Consider the following 12,962-nt stretch of genomic DNA (forward strand, 5'->3'; position numbering starts at 1 on the left):
GCAGAGATGGCGGAACACACCAGCTCGAGCATCACGATCGATGCGGCTCCGGCCGAGGTCATGGGCGTCATCTCCGACTTCGCCCGGTACCCCGAGTGGACCGGTGAGGTGAAGTGGGCGGAAGTGCTCGCCACCGACACCGAGGGCCGGGCCGAGCAGGTGCGTCTGGTGCTGGACGCGGGCGCCATCAAGGACGACCACACGCTCGCCTACACCTGGCACGGCGCCGACGAGGTCAGCTGGACCCTGGTGAAGTCCCAGATGCTGCGTGCCCTCGACGGCTCGTACAGCCTCGCCCCCGTCGGCGGCGGCGACCGTACCGAGGTCACGTACCAGCTCACCGTCGACGTCAAGATCCCGATGCTCGGCATGATCAAGCGCAAGGCCGAGAAGGTCATCATCGACCGCGCCCTGGCCGGTCTGAAGAAGCGCGTCGAGAGCGGCGCCGGCGCCTGATGCGCAGGGTCCTCGTCACCGGCCTCGGCGGCGCGGGCCGCACCACCGTCGCCGCCGCCACGGCGCTCGCCTCGGCCGGACACGGCAGCCGCACACTCTTCCTGTCGGCCGACCCGGGCGACGTCCTCGGCGCCCCGGTCACCGCGGGCCCCGACGAACCGGCCCGGGTCCACGACGACCTGTGGGCCGCCCGAGTCGACGCGGGCGCGGACTTCCGCGCCGAGTTCCTCGAACTCCAGGAGCGCGCCTCAGGGGCACTCGACCTGCTGGGCGCCGCCCATCTCGAGGACGCGGAGCTGACGCGGCTGCCCGGCAGCGACGAGTTCGCGCTGCTGCGTGCGCTCACCGCGGCCTCGCGCGGCGGCTGGGACGTGGTCGTGGTCGACATGCCGCCGCTGCGCGACACGATCGCGCTGCTGGCCCTGCCGGGGGAGCTGCGGCGCTATCTGCGCCGCCTGCTGCCGCCCGAACGCCAGGCGGCCCGCGCCCTGCGCCCGATGCTCGCCCAGCTCGCGGGCGTGCCGATGCCCGCGCAGTGGCTGTACGCGACCGCCGAACGCTGGGACTCGGAGCTCGCCGGCGTCCAGTCGGTGCTGGACTCCTCGCACACCACCCTCCGCATCGTCGCGGAACCCGGCCCCAAGGCCGCCACGGCCCTCGTCGAGGCCCGCACCGGGATCGCCCTGCACGGGTTGGATGTCGAGATGCTCGTCGCGAACCGGAGACTGCCCCAGGTATCCGCGGACCCCTGGATCGCGGGCCTGGCCGGCCAGCAGGAGAAGTGCCTGCAGGAGTGGCACAGCAGCCGGCTGTCCGGCGGCCCATCCATATGCGAGGTGCCCCACCTCGGCCGCGACCCGCAGGGCCCGGACGACCTCGCTCTGCTCCACACCGGGGCGGTCCGCAGCGGCGCCGGCGAAGGCGGCGGACTCTCCGCCGGACCGGACCGGGGCCGGGAGGAACCGCGCGGCGACATCGGTCTTGTCACGGGGCCGTCGCCGGCCGGCCGGCCGGCGGAGGACGCGGACGCCCTCTTCGTCTGGGAACTGGAGCTGCCCGGCGCCGTCAAGGAGACGCTCTCCCTCGTACGCCGCGGGGATGAACTCCTGATCGGCGCGGGGCCGTTCCGCAGGAACCTGCCGTTGCCGGCGGCGCTGCGCCGCTGCACCGTCGCCGGCGCGGGCCTCACGGACGGTGTGCTGAAGGTCCGCTTCACGCCGGACCCCGGTCTGTGGCCGCGGACGACCTGAACGCCGTACCACCGTTCGGGTAACGTCGGAAGCACACGACCCTCGACGCGGCACACCCAGGAGTACGTCATGAGCGAAGCGACCGAGCGCCCCGACGCCGACGCCTGGGCCGCCGCCTGCGAGGAGGACCTCCAGGAGGAGCAGGCCCGGCGCCGCGCCCAGCACGGCACGCCCCCCGGTTCGGCCGCGGAGGAACTGCGCAAACTCTTCGACGTCGTCGCGGACAAGGTCACCTCCTTCCAGTCGTCCCTGCCGGGCATGGCCGCGCAGAGCGCCGTCCAGCAGTTCGTCGACCAGGCGAAGGCCGCCGCCATGCCGGTCATCGAACGAAACCCGCAGGTCTTCGACCATCTCGCCGCCGCGGGCGGCGAGCTGCTCGCCGCCTACCGGTCCGCCGTCGAGGGCCAGGAGCGGCGCTGGACCCGGGGAACACCGGCCTCCGGGGACGCCGGGAAGGCCGATGATCCGCGCGACGAAGGCCCCGAAGGCAGCGAGCACATCGACCTGGACTGACCAGGGCGTGCCCACGCTCGGGTACGGTTGGGCTTAGCGGGGCTCGACCGAATACTGAGGGACATATGGGACTCACCATCGGCGTCGACATCGGCGGCACGAAGATCGCGGCGGGAGTGGTCGACGAAGACGGCGCCATTCTCGAGACGCACACCGTGCCGACCCCGTCGACTCCCGAAGGCATCGTCGACGCGATCTGCTCGGCCGTCGCGGGCGCGGGCTCGGGGCACGACATCGAGGCCGTCGGTATCGGAGCCGCCGGTTACGTCGACGACAAGCGCGCCACGGTCCTCTTCGCGCCGAACATCGACTGGCGTCACGAGCCGCTCAAGGACAAGGTGGAACAGCGCGTCGGCCTGCCCGTCGTCGTCGAGAACGACGCCAACGCCGCCGCCTGGGGCGAATACCGCTTCGGCGCCGGCCAGGGCCACGAGGACGTCATCTGCATCACGCTCGGCACCGGCCTCGGCGGCGGCATCATCATCGGCAACAAGCTGCGCCGCGGACGGTTCGGCGTCGCCGCGGAGTTCGGGCACATCCGGGTCGTGCCGGACGGTCTCCTCTGCGGCTGCGGCAGCCAGGGCTGCTGGGAGCAGTACGCATCCGGCCGCGCCCTCGTCCGCTACGCCAAGCAGCGCGCCAACGCCACGCCGGAGAACGCGACGATCCTGCTCGGCCTCGGTGACGGCACGGTCGAGGGCATCCAGGGCAAGCACATCAGCCAGGCCGCCCGGCAGGGCTGCCCGGTCGCCGTCGACTCCTTCCGTGAGCTGGCGCGCTGGGCCGGGGCCGGTCTCGCGGACCTGGCCTCCCTCTTCGACCCGTCCGCGTTCATCGTGGGCGGCGGCGTCTCCGACGAGGGCGACCTCGTCCTCGACCCGATCCGCAAGTCCTTCCGGCGCTGGCTGATCGGCGGCCAGTGGCGCCCGCACGCCCAGGTGCTCGCCGCGCAACTGGGCGGCAAGGCGGGGCTGGTGGGCGCGGCGGACCTGGCACGTCAGGGCTGACCCGCCGCACTTCGTGGGGAAGGTGCCCGCCGCGTCCTTCAGGAAGCGTGGCGGGCACCGTCGTATCTTGCTCCCATGCCGATCACCCCGAGCAACGTACTGCCCAAGTCCCGTACCGAGCCGGACGGTTCGGCCGTGATCCGGGTCCTGAGCTACAACATCCGCTCCCTGCGCGACGACGAGGCGGCGCTGACCCGGGTGATCCGGGCGTGCGAACCCGACCTGGTGTTCGTGCAGGAGGCGCCGCGCTTCTTCCGGTGGCGCAAGCACGCGGCACGGCTCGCCGCCAACACCGATCTGGTGATGCTCTCCGGGGGCGCGACGGCGGCCGGGCCGCTGCTCCTGTGCTCGCTGCGGGCCACGGTCGAGCGGACCGAGGACCTGTTGCTGCCGCTCCGCCCCGGCCTCCACCGGAGGGGCTTCGCCACGGCGGTCGTCCGGTTCGCGGCCACGCGGGTCGGGGTGGTGAGCTGCCACCTGAGCCTGCAGAGCGACGAGCGTCACGCGCAGGCGGGGATGCTGCTGGACCGGCTGAAGGCGATGGACGTGCCGCAGGCGGTCGTCGCGGGCGACATCAACGAAAGACCGGGCGGCCCGAGTTTCGGCCGCCTGGCGGCGGAGCTCCAGGACTGCTGGGCGGTGGCCCCGTGGGGCGGAGAGCACACGTCGACGGCGCTGGATCCGCACCAGCGGATCGACGCGGTGTTCGCGACGGAGGGTGTGGAGGTGCTGGGCTGCGGTGTCCCGCGGGACCTGCCCGGCGTCTCCACGGCGGACCTGCGCGCGGCATCGGACCACTTGCCGGTGCTGGGGGCACTCCGGCTTGTGGCGACCGGCTAGGGAGCGGGTTCCCCGTTGGCGGGGCTCGCCCCTCCCGCCCCTTCCCGAAACCGGGCTCCGCCCCGACCCGGACCGGGGCCACGCCCGCACCCGACTGTGCTGCGCGCGGCGTCCGGGGTCGCGGGACGGGGCGGCAGCGAATCCGGCCTCGACGGCGTTCGAGGCGCGGGGGTAGGGGGCGGAGCCGACGAAAGCGGGCGCCGGGGGGTGCACCGATTTCGGGAAGGGGCAGGGAGTGCGACAACCCTTCGCAGACGAACACGCTCCCCGCCCACGAGGGCCCGTCACACCACCGCGCCCCGCCCCGGCTCGTCCGGGTCGTCGTCGTCGCCGTGCGACATCCGCGCGACCAGCGTCGCGAACCCACCCAGAAAGCCGCCGATGCACAGCGTCGTCAGCCACCAGGTCATGTCCCACCGCAGCACCACCGCGACCAGCATCAGCACCGGCCCGCCGATCACGGCCAGCCACGCGAACCTGGCCGTCACGTCGGCCTCCGGCAGCGGCGGCGGTTCCGGCGGGACGAAGTGACCCTCGTCGGTGTCGTCGAAGTCGTCGTCGGACGGCTCCGCGACCTCGTAGTCGCGCGGCCCGCCCACTCCCGGTGCGAAGGTGATCGAGCTGCCCAGCGCGGGCTTCTCCTCCTCGGTGCGCCCCACCTGCTCCGGTGTCTCGTTGACGTCGCCCTCGAGCAGCGCCAGGTCCTCCACCGACTTGAACGGCTTCACACCCGGCGGGTCGGCCGGCTCCTCGCCGTAGCCGGCGACGATGGCCGCCCAGGCGGCGTCCTCGTCGATCGGCTGCGGCTCGCGGTCCGCGTCGTGCTGGTCAGACACCGGTCGTGCTCCCTCCCAAGGCTTCCGGAGCGGAGGACCCGGTCGTCCCCGCACCCGGAGCGAGCCGGCCGATGAACGCATAACTCTCCTCGAAGATCCGCTCCGCATCGTGGTCCAACGTCGCGACGTGGTAGCTCTGTTCCAGCAGGATCTCGGTGACGTCCGTGGAGGAGACGCGGCTGAGGATCCGGGCGGAGTCGGCGGCCGGCACCACATGGTCCTCGGGGCTGTGCAGCAGCAGCATCGGCTGTGTGACCTGCGGCAGCTCCCCGTCGACCAGCCTGAAGAACTGCCGCACCGAGTGCGCGGCGTGCAGCGGCACCCGGTCGTAGCCCAGCTCCTCGACGCCTTCCTTGGCGATGTCGCTGGTCAGCCCCTTCGTGGAGGGCACCAGGTGGCGGACGACCGGCAGCAGGGACGCCATCGCGCCGTGCACCTTGTTCGCCGGGTTGACCACGACGACGCCCCGCACCGCGTCCCCGTGCCTGGCGGCGAGCCGCAGCGTCAGCGCGCCGCCCATGGAGAGACCGAAGACGAAGACCACCCGGCACCGCTCCTTCAGGGCCCGCAGCTCGCGGTCCACCTCCGCGTACCAGTCCTGCCAGCCGGTGACCTGCATGTCCTGCCAGCGAGTGCCGTGTCCGGGCAGCAGCGGCAAGGAGACCGTGAGGCCCCGCTCCGCCAGGTATTCGGCCCAGGGCCGCAGCGACTGCGGGGAGCCGGTGAATCCATGACAGAGAAGGACGCCGACCTCGCCGCCTTCGTGGCGGTAGGGCTCGGCTCCAGGAAGGACCGGCACCGGGGTCTCCTGTTCGTGAGGCGTACGTGGATGTACGGGGGAGGATCGAGGGTGTACTTCACGGTACGCGACCGGACCGACACCCGACCAGGGCCGTTCCGCACACGTCGGGCGGGAGATGACGCCCCCCGGCGCGGGGAGCAGGGGCGGGCCTCGGGTTATGGTCTGTTCGACAGCAACAGGAGGCATTCGAGTTGATCTACGGCGCCATGAAGTTCTCCATCGGAGGCTCGCTCAAGCTTGCCTTCAGGCCCTGGGTGGAGGGGCTGGAGAACATTCCGGCCGAGGGTCCCGCGATCCTCGCGAGCAACCATCTGTCGTTCTCCGACTCGTTCTTCCTGCCCGCGATGCTGGACCGCAAGGTGACCTTCATCGCGAAGGCCGAGTACTTCACCTCACCCGGTGTCAAGGGCAGGCTGACGGCCGCGTTCTTCAAGGGCGTGGGCCAGCTGCCCGTGGACCGCTCGGGCGCGCGCGGCGCGGGTGAGGCGGCGATCAAGGCCGGTATCGACGTGATCGAGTCCGGTGGTCTGTTCGGCATCTACCCGGAGGGCACCCGCTCCCCCGACGGCCGGCTCTACCGTGGCAAGCCGGGCGGACTCGCGCGCGTGGCGCTGGCCACCGGCGCACCGGTGATCCCCGTCGCGATGATCGACACCGAGAAGATCCAGCCGCCCGGCAAGGTGATCCCCAAGCTGATGCGCCCGGGCATCCGGATCGGCAAGCCACTGGACTTCAGCCGCTACCACGGCATGGGGGGCGACCGCTTCATCCTGCGGTCGGTGACCGACGAGGTCATGTACGAGATCATGAAGCTGTCCGGCCAGGAGTACGTCGACATCTACGCGACGGCCGCGAAGCGCCAGATCGCCGATGCGGAGAAGGCCGAGAAGGCTGCACGCGCGGAGGCGGAGAAGGCCGAGAAGGCTGCACGCGCCGAGGCCGAGAAGGCGCAGAAGAAGTCGCAGCGGCCGGCCGCCTAGCCGGCCTGGGACTGCTACGGGGTGGGGGAGATGGCCAAGCGCGAGCGTGTCGTGCGGATGTCGGTCGAGCTGCCGCTGTGGCGTGCGCTGACCGCCTACCGCGTGCTGACCATGGTCTACGCGGTACTGCTCTTCGTCTTCACCCGGCAGAACTTCGAGCGTCCCCTGGTCGCCGTCGGCTTCCTCGCGGTGCTGGTCGTGTGGACCCTCGCCACTCTCCCCAAGGTCGCCAATGCGGCGCGCTGCACCAGGGGCTTCCTGCTGGCGGACCTGACCATCGCGCTGACCGGCATCCTCCTCACCCCGCTGGCCGACGCGAACGCCCAGACGCAGGACGGCCCCACCCTCCCGTCGATCTGGACGGCGGGTTCGGTGCTCGCCTTCGCCATCAAGGGCGGCTGGCGCTGGGCCGGGGTCGCCTCCTCCTTCGTCGCCGTCGCCAACATCGTCGAACGGGGCGAGCCCAGCCGGGACACCTTCCACAACGTCCTGCTGGTGTGGGTCGCCTCCATAGCGATCGGTTACGTCGTCGAGGTGGCCCGCGCCTCCGAACGCACCCTCGCCCGCGCCCTGGAGATCGAGGCGGCGACTCGCGAGCGCGAGCGCCTGGCGCGCGACATCCACGACAGCGTGCTTCAGGTACTGGCGATGGTGCAGCGGCGCGGTACTGCGCTCGGCGGCGAGGCCGCGGAACTCGGCCGGATGGCCGGCGATCAGGAGGTCGCGCTGCGCAGTCTGGTCGCCGGTGGCCTGGTTCCCGCCTCCCGGGTGTCCGAGGACGAGTCGCAGGGTGCGGTCGTGCGGATCGTGGACGTACCGGACGACGACGGACCGGGCCGGCCCTGCGATCTGCGGACGCTGCTCACCCCGCACGCCGGGTCGCGGGTGACGCTGTCGGAGCCGGGTGCCCCCGTGCTGGTGGACGGGGTAGCGGCGCATGAGCTCGCGGCCGCCGTCGGCGCCGCCCTGGACAACGTGCGCAGGCACGCGGGGGAGGATGCCCAGGCCTGGATCCTGGTCGAGGACTGGCCGGACGCGGTGATCGTGACGGTCAGGGACGACGGGCCGGGCATCGCCGAGGGCAGGCTCGCGCAGGCGGAGGGGGAGGGGCGGCTCGGAGTAGCCCAGTCCATCCGCGGGCGGCTGCGGGATCTCGGCGGGACGGCCGAGCTGACCTCGGTCCCGGGCCAGGGCACGGAAGTAGAGCTGAAGATCCCACGGGGGAAGGCAGGACGATGACCGAGCAGCAGACGATCAAGGTGATGGTGGTCGACGACCACCCGATGTGGCGGGACGCGGTCGCCCGCGACCTGACCGCCGCGGGGTTCGAGGTCGTCGCCACCGCCGGCGACGGCGCACAGGCGGTCCGCCGGGCGAAGGCCGCCGCGCCCGATGTGCTCGTCCTGGACCTCAATCTGCCCGAGCTGCCCGGTGTGCAGGTGTGCAAGGAGCTCGTGGGGACGCTGACCGGGCTGCGGGTGCTGGTGCTGTCCGCCAGCGGTGAGCACGCCGACGTCCTGGAGGCGGTGAAGTCGGGCGCCACCGGCTATCTGCTGAAGTCGGCCAGCACAGAGGAGCTGACGGACGCCGTGCGCCGCACGGCCGTCGGCGACCCCGTCTTCACTCCGGGCCTCGCTGGTCTGGTCCTCGGCGAGTACCGGCGCCTCGCCTCCGAGCCCGCGCCGGCCGCCGGTACGGACGAGCCGAAGGCGCCGCAGCTGACCGAGCGGGAGACCGAGGTGCTGCGGCTGGTCGCCAAGGGCCTGTCGTACAAGCAGATCGCCGAGCGGCTGGTCATCTCGCACCGCACCGTCCAGAACCATGTGCAGAACACCCTGGGCAAGCTCCAACTGCACAACCGCGTCGAGCTGGTGCGGTACGCGATCGAGCGCGGTCTCGACGACGCCTGATCGGGGACGTCCGCCTTCGAGGTCTACCCGTACGAGTGAACGGCGTTCGGTCAATGACCCTGCATTCCAAGGGAATTGACCGTTCGGCCCATCCCTGAGTGACCTGCGTCACCATTAGCGTGACCGTCATAGGGCTCACCAGGCGAAGGGAAGTTTTCCATGCGCGTCGGAGTACTGACCGGGGGCGGCGACTGCCCCGGCCTCAATGCGGTCATCCGCGGCCTCGTCCGCAAGGGTGTGCAGGAGTACGGCTACGAGTTCACCGGCTACCGCGACGGCTGGCGCGGACCGCTCGAAGGCGACACCGTCCCGCTCGACATCCCGGCCGTCCGCGGCATCCTGCCCCGCGGCGGCACGATCCTCGGCTCCTCCCGCACCAATCCGCTGAACGAAGCGGACGGCATCCGCCGGATCAAGGAGAACCTCGCCAAGCACGAGGTCGACGCACTGGTCGCGATCGGCGGCGAGGACACCCTCGGCGTCGCGGCGCGGCTGTACGACGAGTACGGCGTCCCCTGCGTCGGCGTGCCCAAGACCATCGACAACGACCTGTCCGCCACCGACTACACCTTCGGTTTCGACACGGCGGTCGGCATCGCCACCGAGGCGATCGACCGGCTGCACACCACCGCCGAGTCCCATATGCGCGTCTTGGTCGTCGAGGTGATGGGGCGTCACGCCGGCTGGATCGCCCTGCACTCGGGCCTCGCGGGCGGCGCCAACGTCATCCTCATCCCCGAGCAGCGCTTCGACGTCGACCAGGTCTGTGCCTGGGTCACCTCCCGTTTCAAGGCGAGCTACGCCCCGATCGTGGTCATCGCGGAGGGTGCGATGCCCAAGGACGGCGAGGCGGTCCTCAAGGACGGCTCGCTCGACTCGTTCGGCCATGTCCGGCTCTCGGGTGTGGGCGAGTGGCTGGCCAAGGAGATCGAGAGCCGTACGGGCAAGGAGGCCCGCACCACCGTTCTGGGCCATGTCCAGCGCGGTGGCACCCCGAGTGCCTTCGACCGCTGGCTGGCGACCCGCTTCGGGCTGCACGCCATCGACGCGGTGCGGGACGGGGACTTCGGCAAGATGGTCGCGCTGCAGGGCACCGGCATCGTGCGGGTTCCGATCGCCGAGGCGACCGCCAAGCTCAAGACCGTCGACCCCAAGCTTTACAAGGAGGTCGGCGTCTTCTTCGGCTGAGGCGACGGCCGGACGCGGCCGGTTCGACGTTCTTCCACTGACGCGACGGGCTGTGGGCCGTATATTCGCGATATCCGGCCCACTGCTTGTAAACCGGGAGAATTCGTGGAAATCCTCGCCTTCGGTGTCCAGGCCGACGAGAAGCCGCTGATCGAGAAGGCCTTCGCGGGGAACCACGAGGTCCGCTGTCTGGACGTGTTCCTCAACGCGGACACCGCCGCCATCGCCGCGGGCCACGAGGTGATCTCCACCAGCGTCAACGCCCAACTGGACGCCCAGGTGCTGGAGACCCTCGCCGCCGGCGGCACGGCGATGATCGCCCAGCGCTCCACCGGCTTCAACAACATCGACCTCGAGGTGGCCGGGCGGCTCGGACTGACCGTCGCGCGGGTGTCGTACTACTCGCCGTACTCCGTCGCCGAGTTCGCCTGGACACTGGCCATGGCCGTCAACCGCCGTATCGTGCGTGCCTCGATGCGCACCCGCGACTTCGACTTCCGGCTCGACGGGCTGATGGGCCGCGACATACGAGGCCGCACCGTCGGAGTGATCGGCACCGGCAAGATCGGTGAGGCGTTCGCCAGGATCGCCCACGGCTACGGCACGCAGCTGCTCGGCTGGGACCTCACCGCCAACCCGGCCTGCGTCGAACTGGGCATGAAGTACGTCGACAAGGACGAACTGCTCGCCGCCGCCGATCTGGTCAGCCTGCACGTACCGCTGCTGCCCGCCACCGAGCACCTGATCGGCGCGGCCGAACTGCGGGCCATGAAGGACGACGCGATCCTGGTGAACTCCAGCAGAGGCGGCCTGATCGACAGCGACGCCCTCGTCGACGAGCTGCGCAAGGGCCGCTTCGCCGGGGTCGGGCTCGACGTGTACGAGGCCGAGGCGGGCCTGTTCTACCTCGACAGATCCATGGAAGCGGTCGACGACGACACCCTCGCCCGGCTGGTGACCTTCCCCAACGTGCTCGTCACCTCCCACCAGGCGTACTACACCGTGGACGCGGTCACCCAGATCGTGGAGACCACTGCCCGCAACATCGACGACTACCTGGCGGGCCGGCGCAGCGAGAACGTGCTCGTCCCCGCCGCACCCCCCACCCGGTAGGGCTTCGCCACGCGGCCGGGCACCTGGTCAAGCCCTACCGGCCGACCACCACCCCCGCCAGCAGCGACGCCGTCAGCGCCGCGCCGCCCGTGGTGAGTACCGACTCGGGGTGGAACTGCACGCCCGCGAAGCCGCTGCCGCGCAGCGCGTGCACGTCCCCGGTGGCCTCGTCCCGGCTCAGCTCGATCCGGTGCATGGCGAGCTCCGCGGCGGTGGCCTCGTCGCAGCGGGCCGTGAAGCTGTTGTAGAAGCCGACCCTCTCGGGGCGGCCGAAGAAGTCGATCCGCTCCTGCGCACCCTGGTACGGCTCGTCCTTGCGGACGATCTCCAGGCCCAGCTCCGCCGCCAGCAGCTCGTGTCCCAGGCACACGCCCAGCAAACCGTGGCGGTGTTCCTTCAGCAGATCGGACGCGAGGGCCCGCAGGAGGCGCATCTTCGGATCCGCGGTGTCGACCGGGTCACCGGGGCCCGGCCCGAGCACCACAGGTCCTTGATGGGTGAGCACCCGCTCGCGCAGCCCCGGCTCGTCGTACCGCAGGACCGTCACCTCCAGACCGGTCGAGCGCAGCAGATGCGCCAGCATCGCGGTGAACGTGTCCTCGCCGTCGACGACCAGGGCGTGCCCCGACAACTCGGCCGTGCGCTCCTGCATCCGCAGCCAGAACGGTGCCAGGTCGGCCCGCCGGGCATCCAGCGCGGCCCGCACCCTCGGGTCCTCCGCCAGCCGCGGGGCCGGCTCCTCGGCATGCGGCCGGCCCGCGATCACTCCCAGCGCGGCCAGCACACCGGCCGCCTTGGCGTGTGTCTCCGCGACCTCGCCGGCCGGGTCCGAGTGCCGCACCAGCGTCGCCCCGACCGGCACCCGTAGCGTTCCGGTGGCGTCGATGTCGGCGGTGCGGATCAGGATCGGCGAGTCCAGCGTCTGTGCGCCGCCCGCGTCCTGCCCGATCAGCGCCAGGGCCCCGGCGTAGTAGCCGCGCCCGCCCACCTCGTGGCGCCGGATGACCCGGCAGGCGTTCTGCACCGGCGACCCGGTGACGGTGGCCGCGAACATGGTCTCCTTCAGCACCTCGCGCACATCGAGGGAGGAACGCCCCCGCAACTCGTACTCCGTGTGCGCCAGATGGGACATCTCCTTGAGCCGGGGGCCGACGACGACACCGCCCATGTCGCCGACGGTGCACATCATCTTCAGCTCCTCGTCGACCACCATGGAGAGCTCCTCGCGCTCCTTGCGGTCGTCCAGGAAACCGAGCAGCGCCTCCGCCGTCGGCCCCTCCGGCGGATAGCGGAAGGTCCCGCTGATCGGATTCATCACGACGGTGCCGCCCCTCATACGCACATGCACCTCCGGGCTCGCGCCGACCAGCGTGCGCTCGCCGGTGTGCACGACGAAGGTCCAGTACGCGCCCCGCTCGCCGGTCAGCAGCCGCCGGAACAGTGCGAGCGCGTCGGCGCGGCCGAAGCCGGGGATCTTCCCGGTGAAGGTGCGGCGGACGACGAAGTTCGCGCCCTCCCCGCGGCCGATCTCGTCCTCCACCACGCGCCGGACGATGTCCGCGTAGTCCTCGTCGCCGACGTCGAACCGCCCGTCCTCGACCCGCACGGGACGGCGAGGGAGCGCGGACAGCACCTCGGCGAGCGGAAGGCGGTGGAACTCGTCGGCGACCAGCACCGACAGCGGCGTCCCGTCGTCGGTGACGTCGAAGCCGCGCTCCGCGATCTGCCGGAACGGGACGAGGGCGAGCGAGGGCCCCTCGCCCACCGGGATGCCGGCCAGCCGCTCCACCTCACACACCTCCCCGATCAGCACCTCGACGGTGTCGTGGTCATGGCCGGGCGTGCGCCGGCGCAGCAGGGCGAAGGGAGGGCAGTCGTCCTCGAGCAGTCTGCTGATGATCATGCGGTCGGTTCCTTCCGGGTGGGAGGAACGGCCGGCCCCCGCGGACCGCGGGAAAGACTGAAGGCCGCCCCTCGGGCGGCCTTCGCGATCGGATGTTGCGCGCGATGATTCAGTGGGCCGCCGAATGTGCGGTCCACCACCAGCTCTGTGCCTGCTGCGCCAAC

At 71.4% G+C, this 12,962-nt stretch carries 13 protein-coding genes; 10 read left to right on the forward strand and 3 right to left on the reverse strand.

Features of this window, described 5'->3' with window-relative positions:
- Nucleotides 1-6: 6 nt before the first annotated feature.
- From IE198_RS07665 to IE198_RS07685, 5 genes are all read left to right on the forward strand, one after another.
- Nucleotides 7-456, forward strand: a complete 450-nt coding sequence (locus tag IE198_RS07665; RefSeq protein ID WP_100106727.1) for an SRPBCC family protein — start codon at nucleotides 7-9, stop codon at nucleotides 454-456.
- A complete protein-coding gene (locus IE198_RS07670; RefSeq protein ID WP_189884076.1) occupies nucleotides 456-1,706 on the forward strand; it encodes an ArsA family ATPase in 1,251 nt (416 codons plus the stop codon). The genes IE198_RS07665 and IE198_RS07670 overlap by 1 nt, the downstream gene beginning before the upstream one ends.
- 69 nt (nucleotides 1,707-1,775) lie before the next feature.
- Entirely contained in the window at nucleotides 1,776-2,219 is a 444-nt protein-coding gene (locus tag IE198_RS07675) for a DUF5304 domain-containing protein (protein WP_229833789.1), read from the forward strand.
- A 65-nt stretch (nucleotides 2,220-2,284) separates the two neighbouring features.
- On the forward strand, nucleotides 2,285-3,226 hold the full coding sequence (locus tag IE198_RS07680) for an ROK family glucokinase (protein ID WP_189884079.1): 942 nt from the start codon (nucleotides 2,285-2,287) through the stop codon (nucleotides 3,224-3,226).
- Between the two features lie 75 nt (nucleotides 3,227-3,301).
- Entirely contained in the window at nucleotides 3,302-4,066 is a 765-nt protein-coding gene (locus tag IE198_RS07685; protein ID WP_189884081.1) for an endonuclease/exonuclease/phosphatase family protein, read from the forward strand.
- Nucleotides 4,067-4,350: 284 nt separating this feature from the next.
- Here the strand turns inward: IE198_RS07685 and IE198_RS07690 are convergent, their stop codons facing one another.
- Both IE198_RS07690 and IE198_RS07695 read right to left on the reverse strand, forming a co-directional pair.
- Entirely contained in the window at nucleotides 4,351-4,902 is a 552-nt protein-coding gene (locus IE198_RS07690) for a hypothetical protein (RefSeq protein ID WP_189884083.1), read from the reverse strand.
- Entirely contained in the window at nucleotides 4,895-5,701 is an 807-nt protein-coding gene (locus tag IE198_RS07695) for an alpha/beta hydrolase (protein ID WP_189884085.1), read from the reverse strand. Before IE198_RS07695 ends, IE198_RS07690 begins: the two co-directional genes overlap by 8 nt.
- Before the next feature lie 209 nt (nucleotides 5,702-5,910).
- Here IE198_RS07695 and IE198_RS07700 point away from each other — a divergent pair, with 209 nt between their 5' ends.
- The 5 genes from IE198_RS07700 to IE198_RS07720 all read left to right on the forward strand — a co-directional run bounded on the left by IE198_RS07700 (nucleotide 5,911) and on the right by IE198_RS07720 (nucleotide 10,895).
- Entirely contained in the window at nucleotides 5,911-6,684 is a 774-nt protein-coding gene (locus IE198_RS07700; protein ID WP_189884087.1) for a lysophospholipid acyltransferase family protein, read from the forward strand.
- Nucleotides 6,685-6,714: 30 nt separating this feature from the next.
- Nucleotides 6,715-7,923 carry a MacS family sensor histidine kinase gene (gene macS / locus IE198_RS07705; RefSeq protein ID WP_189884089.1) on the forward strand — a complete coding sequence of 403 codons (1,209 nt, stop codon included), beginning with the start codon at nucleotides 6,715-6,717 and terminating at the stop codon, nucleotides 7,921-7,923.
- Nucleotides 7,920-8,594 (forward strand): response regulator, encoded by a 675-nt coding sequence (locus IE198_RS07710; protein ID WP_189884091.1) that lies wholly within the window; start codon nucleotides 7,920-7,922, stop codon nucleotides 8,592-8,594. The genes macS and IE198_RS07710 overlap by 4 nt, the downstream gene beginning before the upstream one ends.
- Before the next feature lie 159 nt (nucleotides 8,595-8,753).
- Nucleotides 8,754-9,782 (forward strand): 6-phosphofructokinase, encoded by a 1,029-nt coding sequence (locus IE198_RS07715; protein ID WP_189884093.1) that lies wholly within the window; start codon nucleotides 8,754-8,756, stop codon nucleotides 9,780-9,782.
- 105 nt (nucleotides 9,783-9,887) lie between these two features.
- The gene (locus IE198_RS07720) at nucleotides 9,888-10,895 is read left to right on the forward strand and encodes a 2-hydroxyacid dehydrogenase (protein WP_189884095.1); all 1,008 of its coding nucleotides are present in this window, start codon (nucleotides 9,888-9,890) and stop codon (nucleotides 10,893-10,895) included.
- A gap of 34 nt (nucleotides 10,896-10,929) precedes the next feature.
- On the opposite strand, the gene IE198_RS07725 is transcribed toward IE198_RS07720, so the two are convergent.
- Nucleotides 10,930-12,798, reverse strand: coding sequence for an anthranilate synthase family protein (locus tag IE198_RS07725; protein WP_189884097.1), 1,869 nt, complete (start codon nucleotides 12,796-12,798; stop codon nucleotides 10,930-10,932).
- Nucleotides 12,799-12,962 lie beyond the last annotated feature (164 nt).

It is taken from the genome of Streptomyces xantholiticus (assembly GCF_014651015.1).
Lineage (GTDB): Bacteria > Actinomycetota > Actinomycetes > Streptomycetales > Streptomycetaceae > Streptomyces > Streptomyces xantholiticus.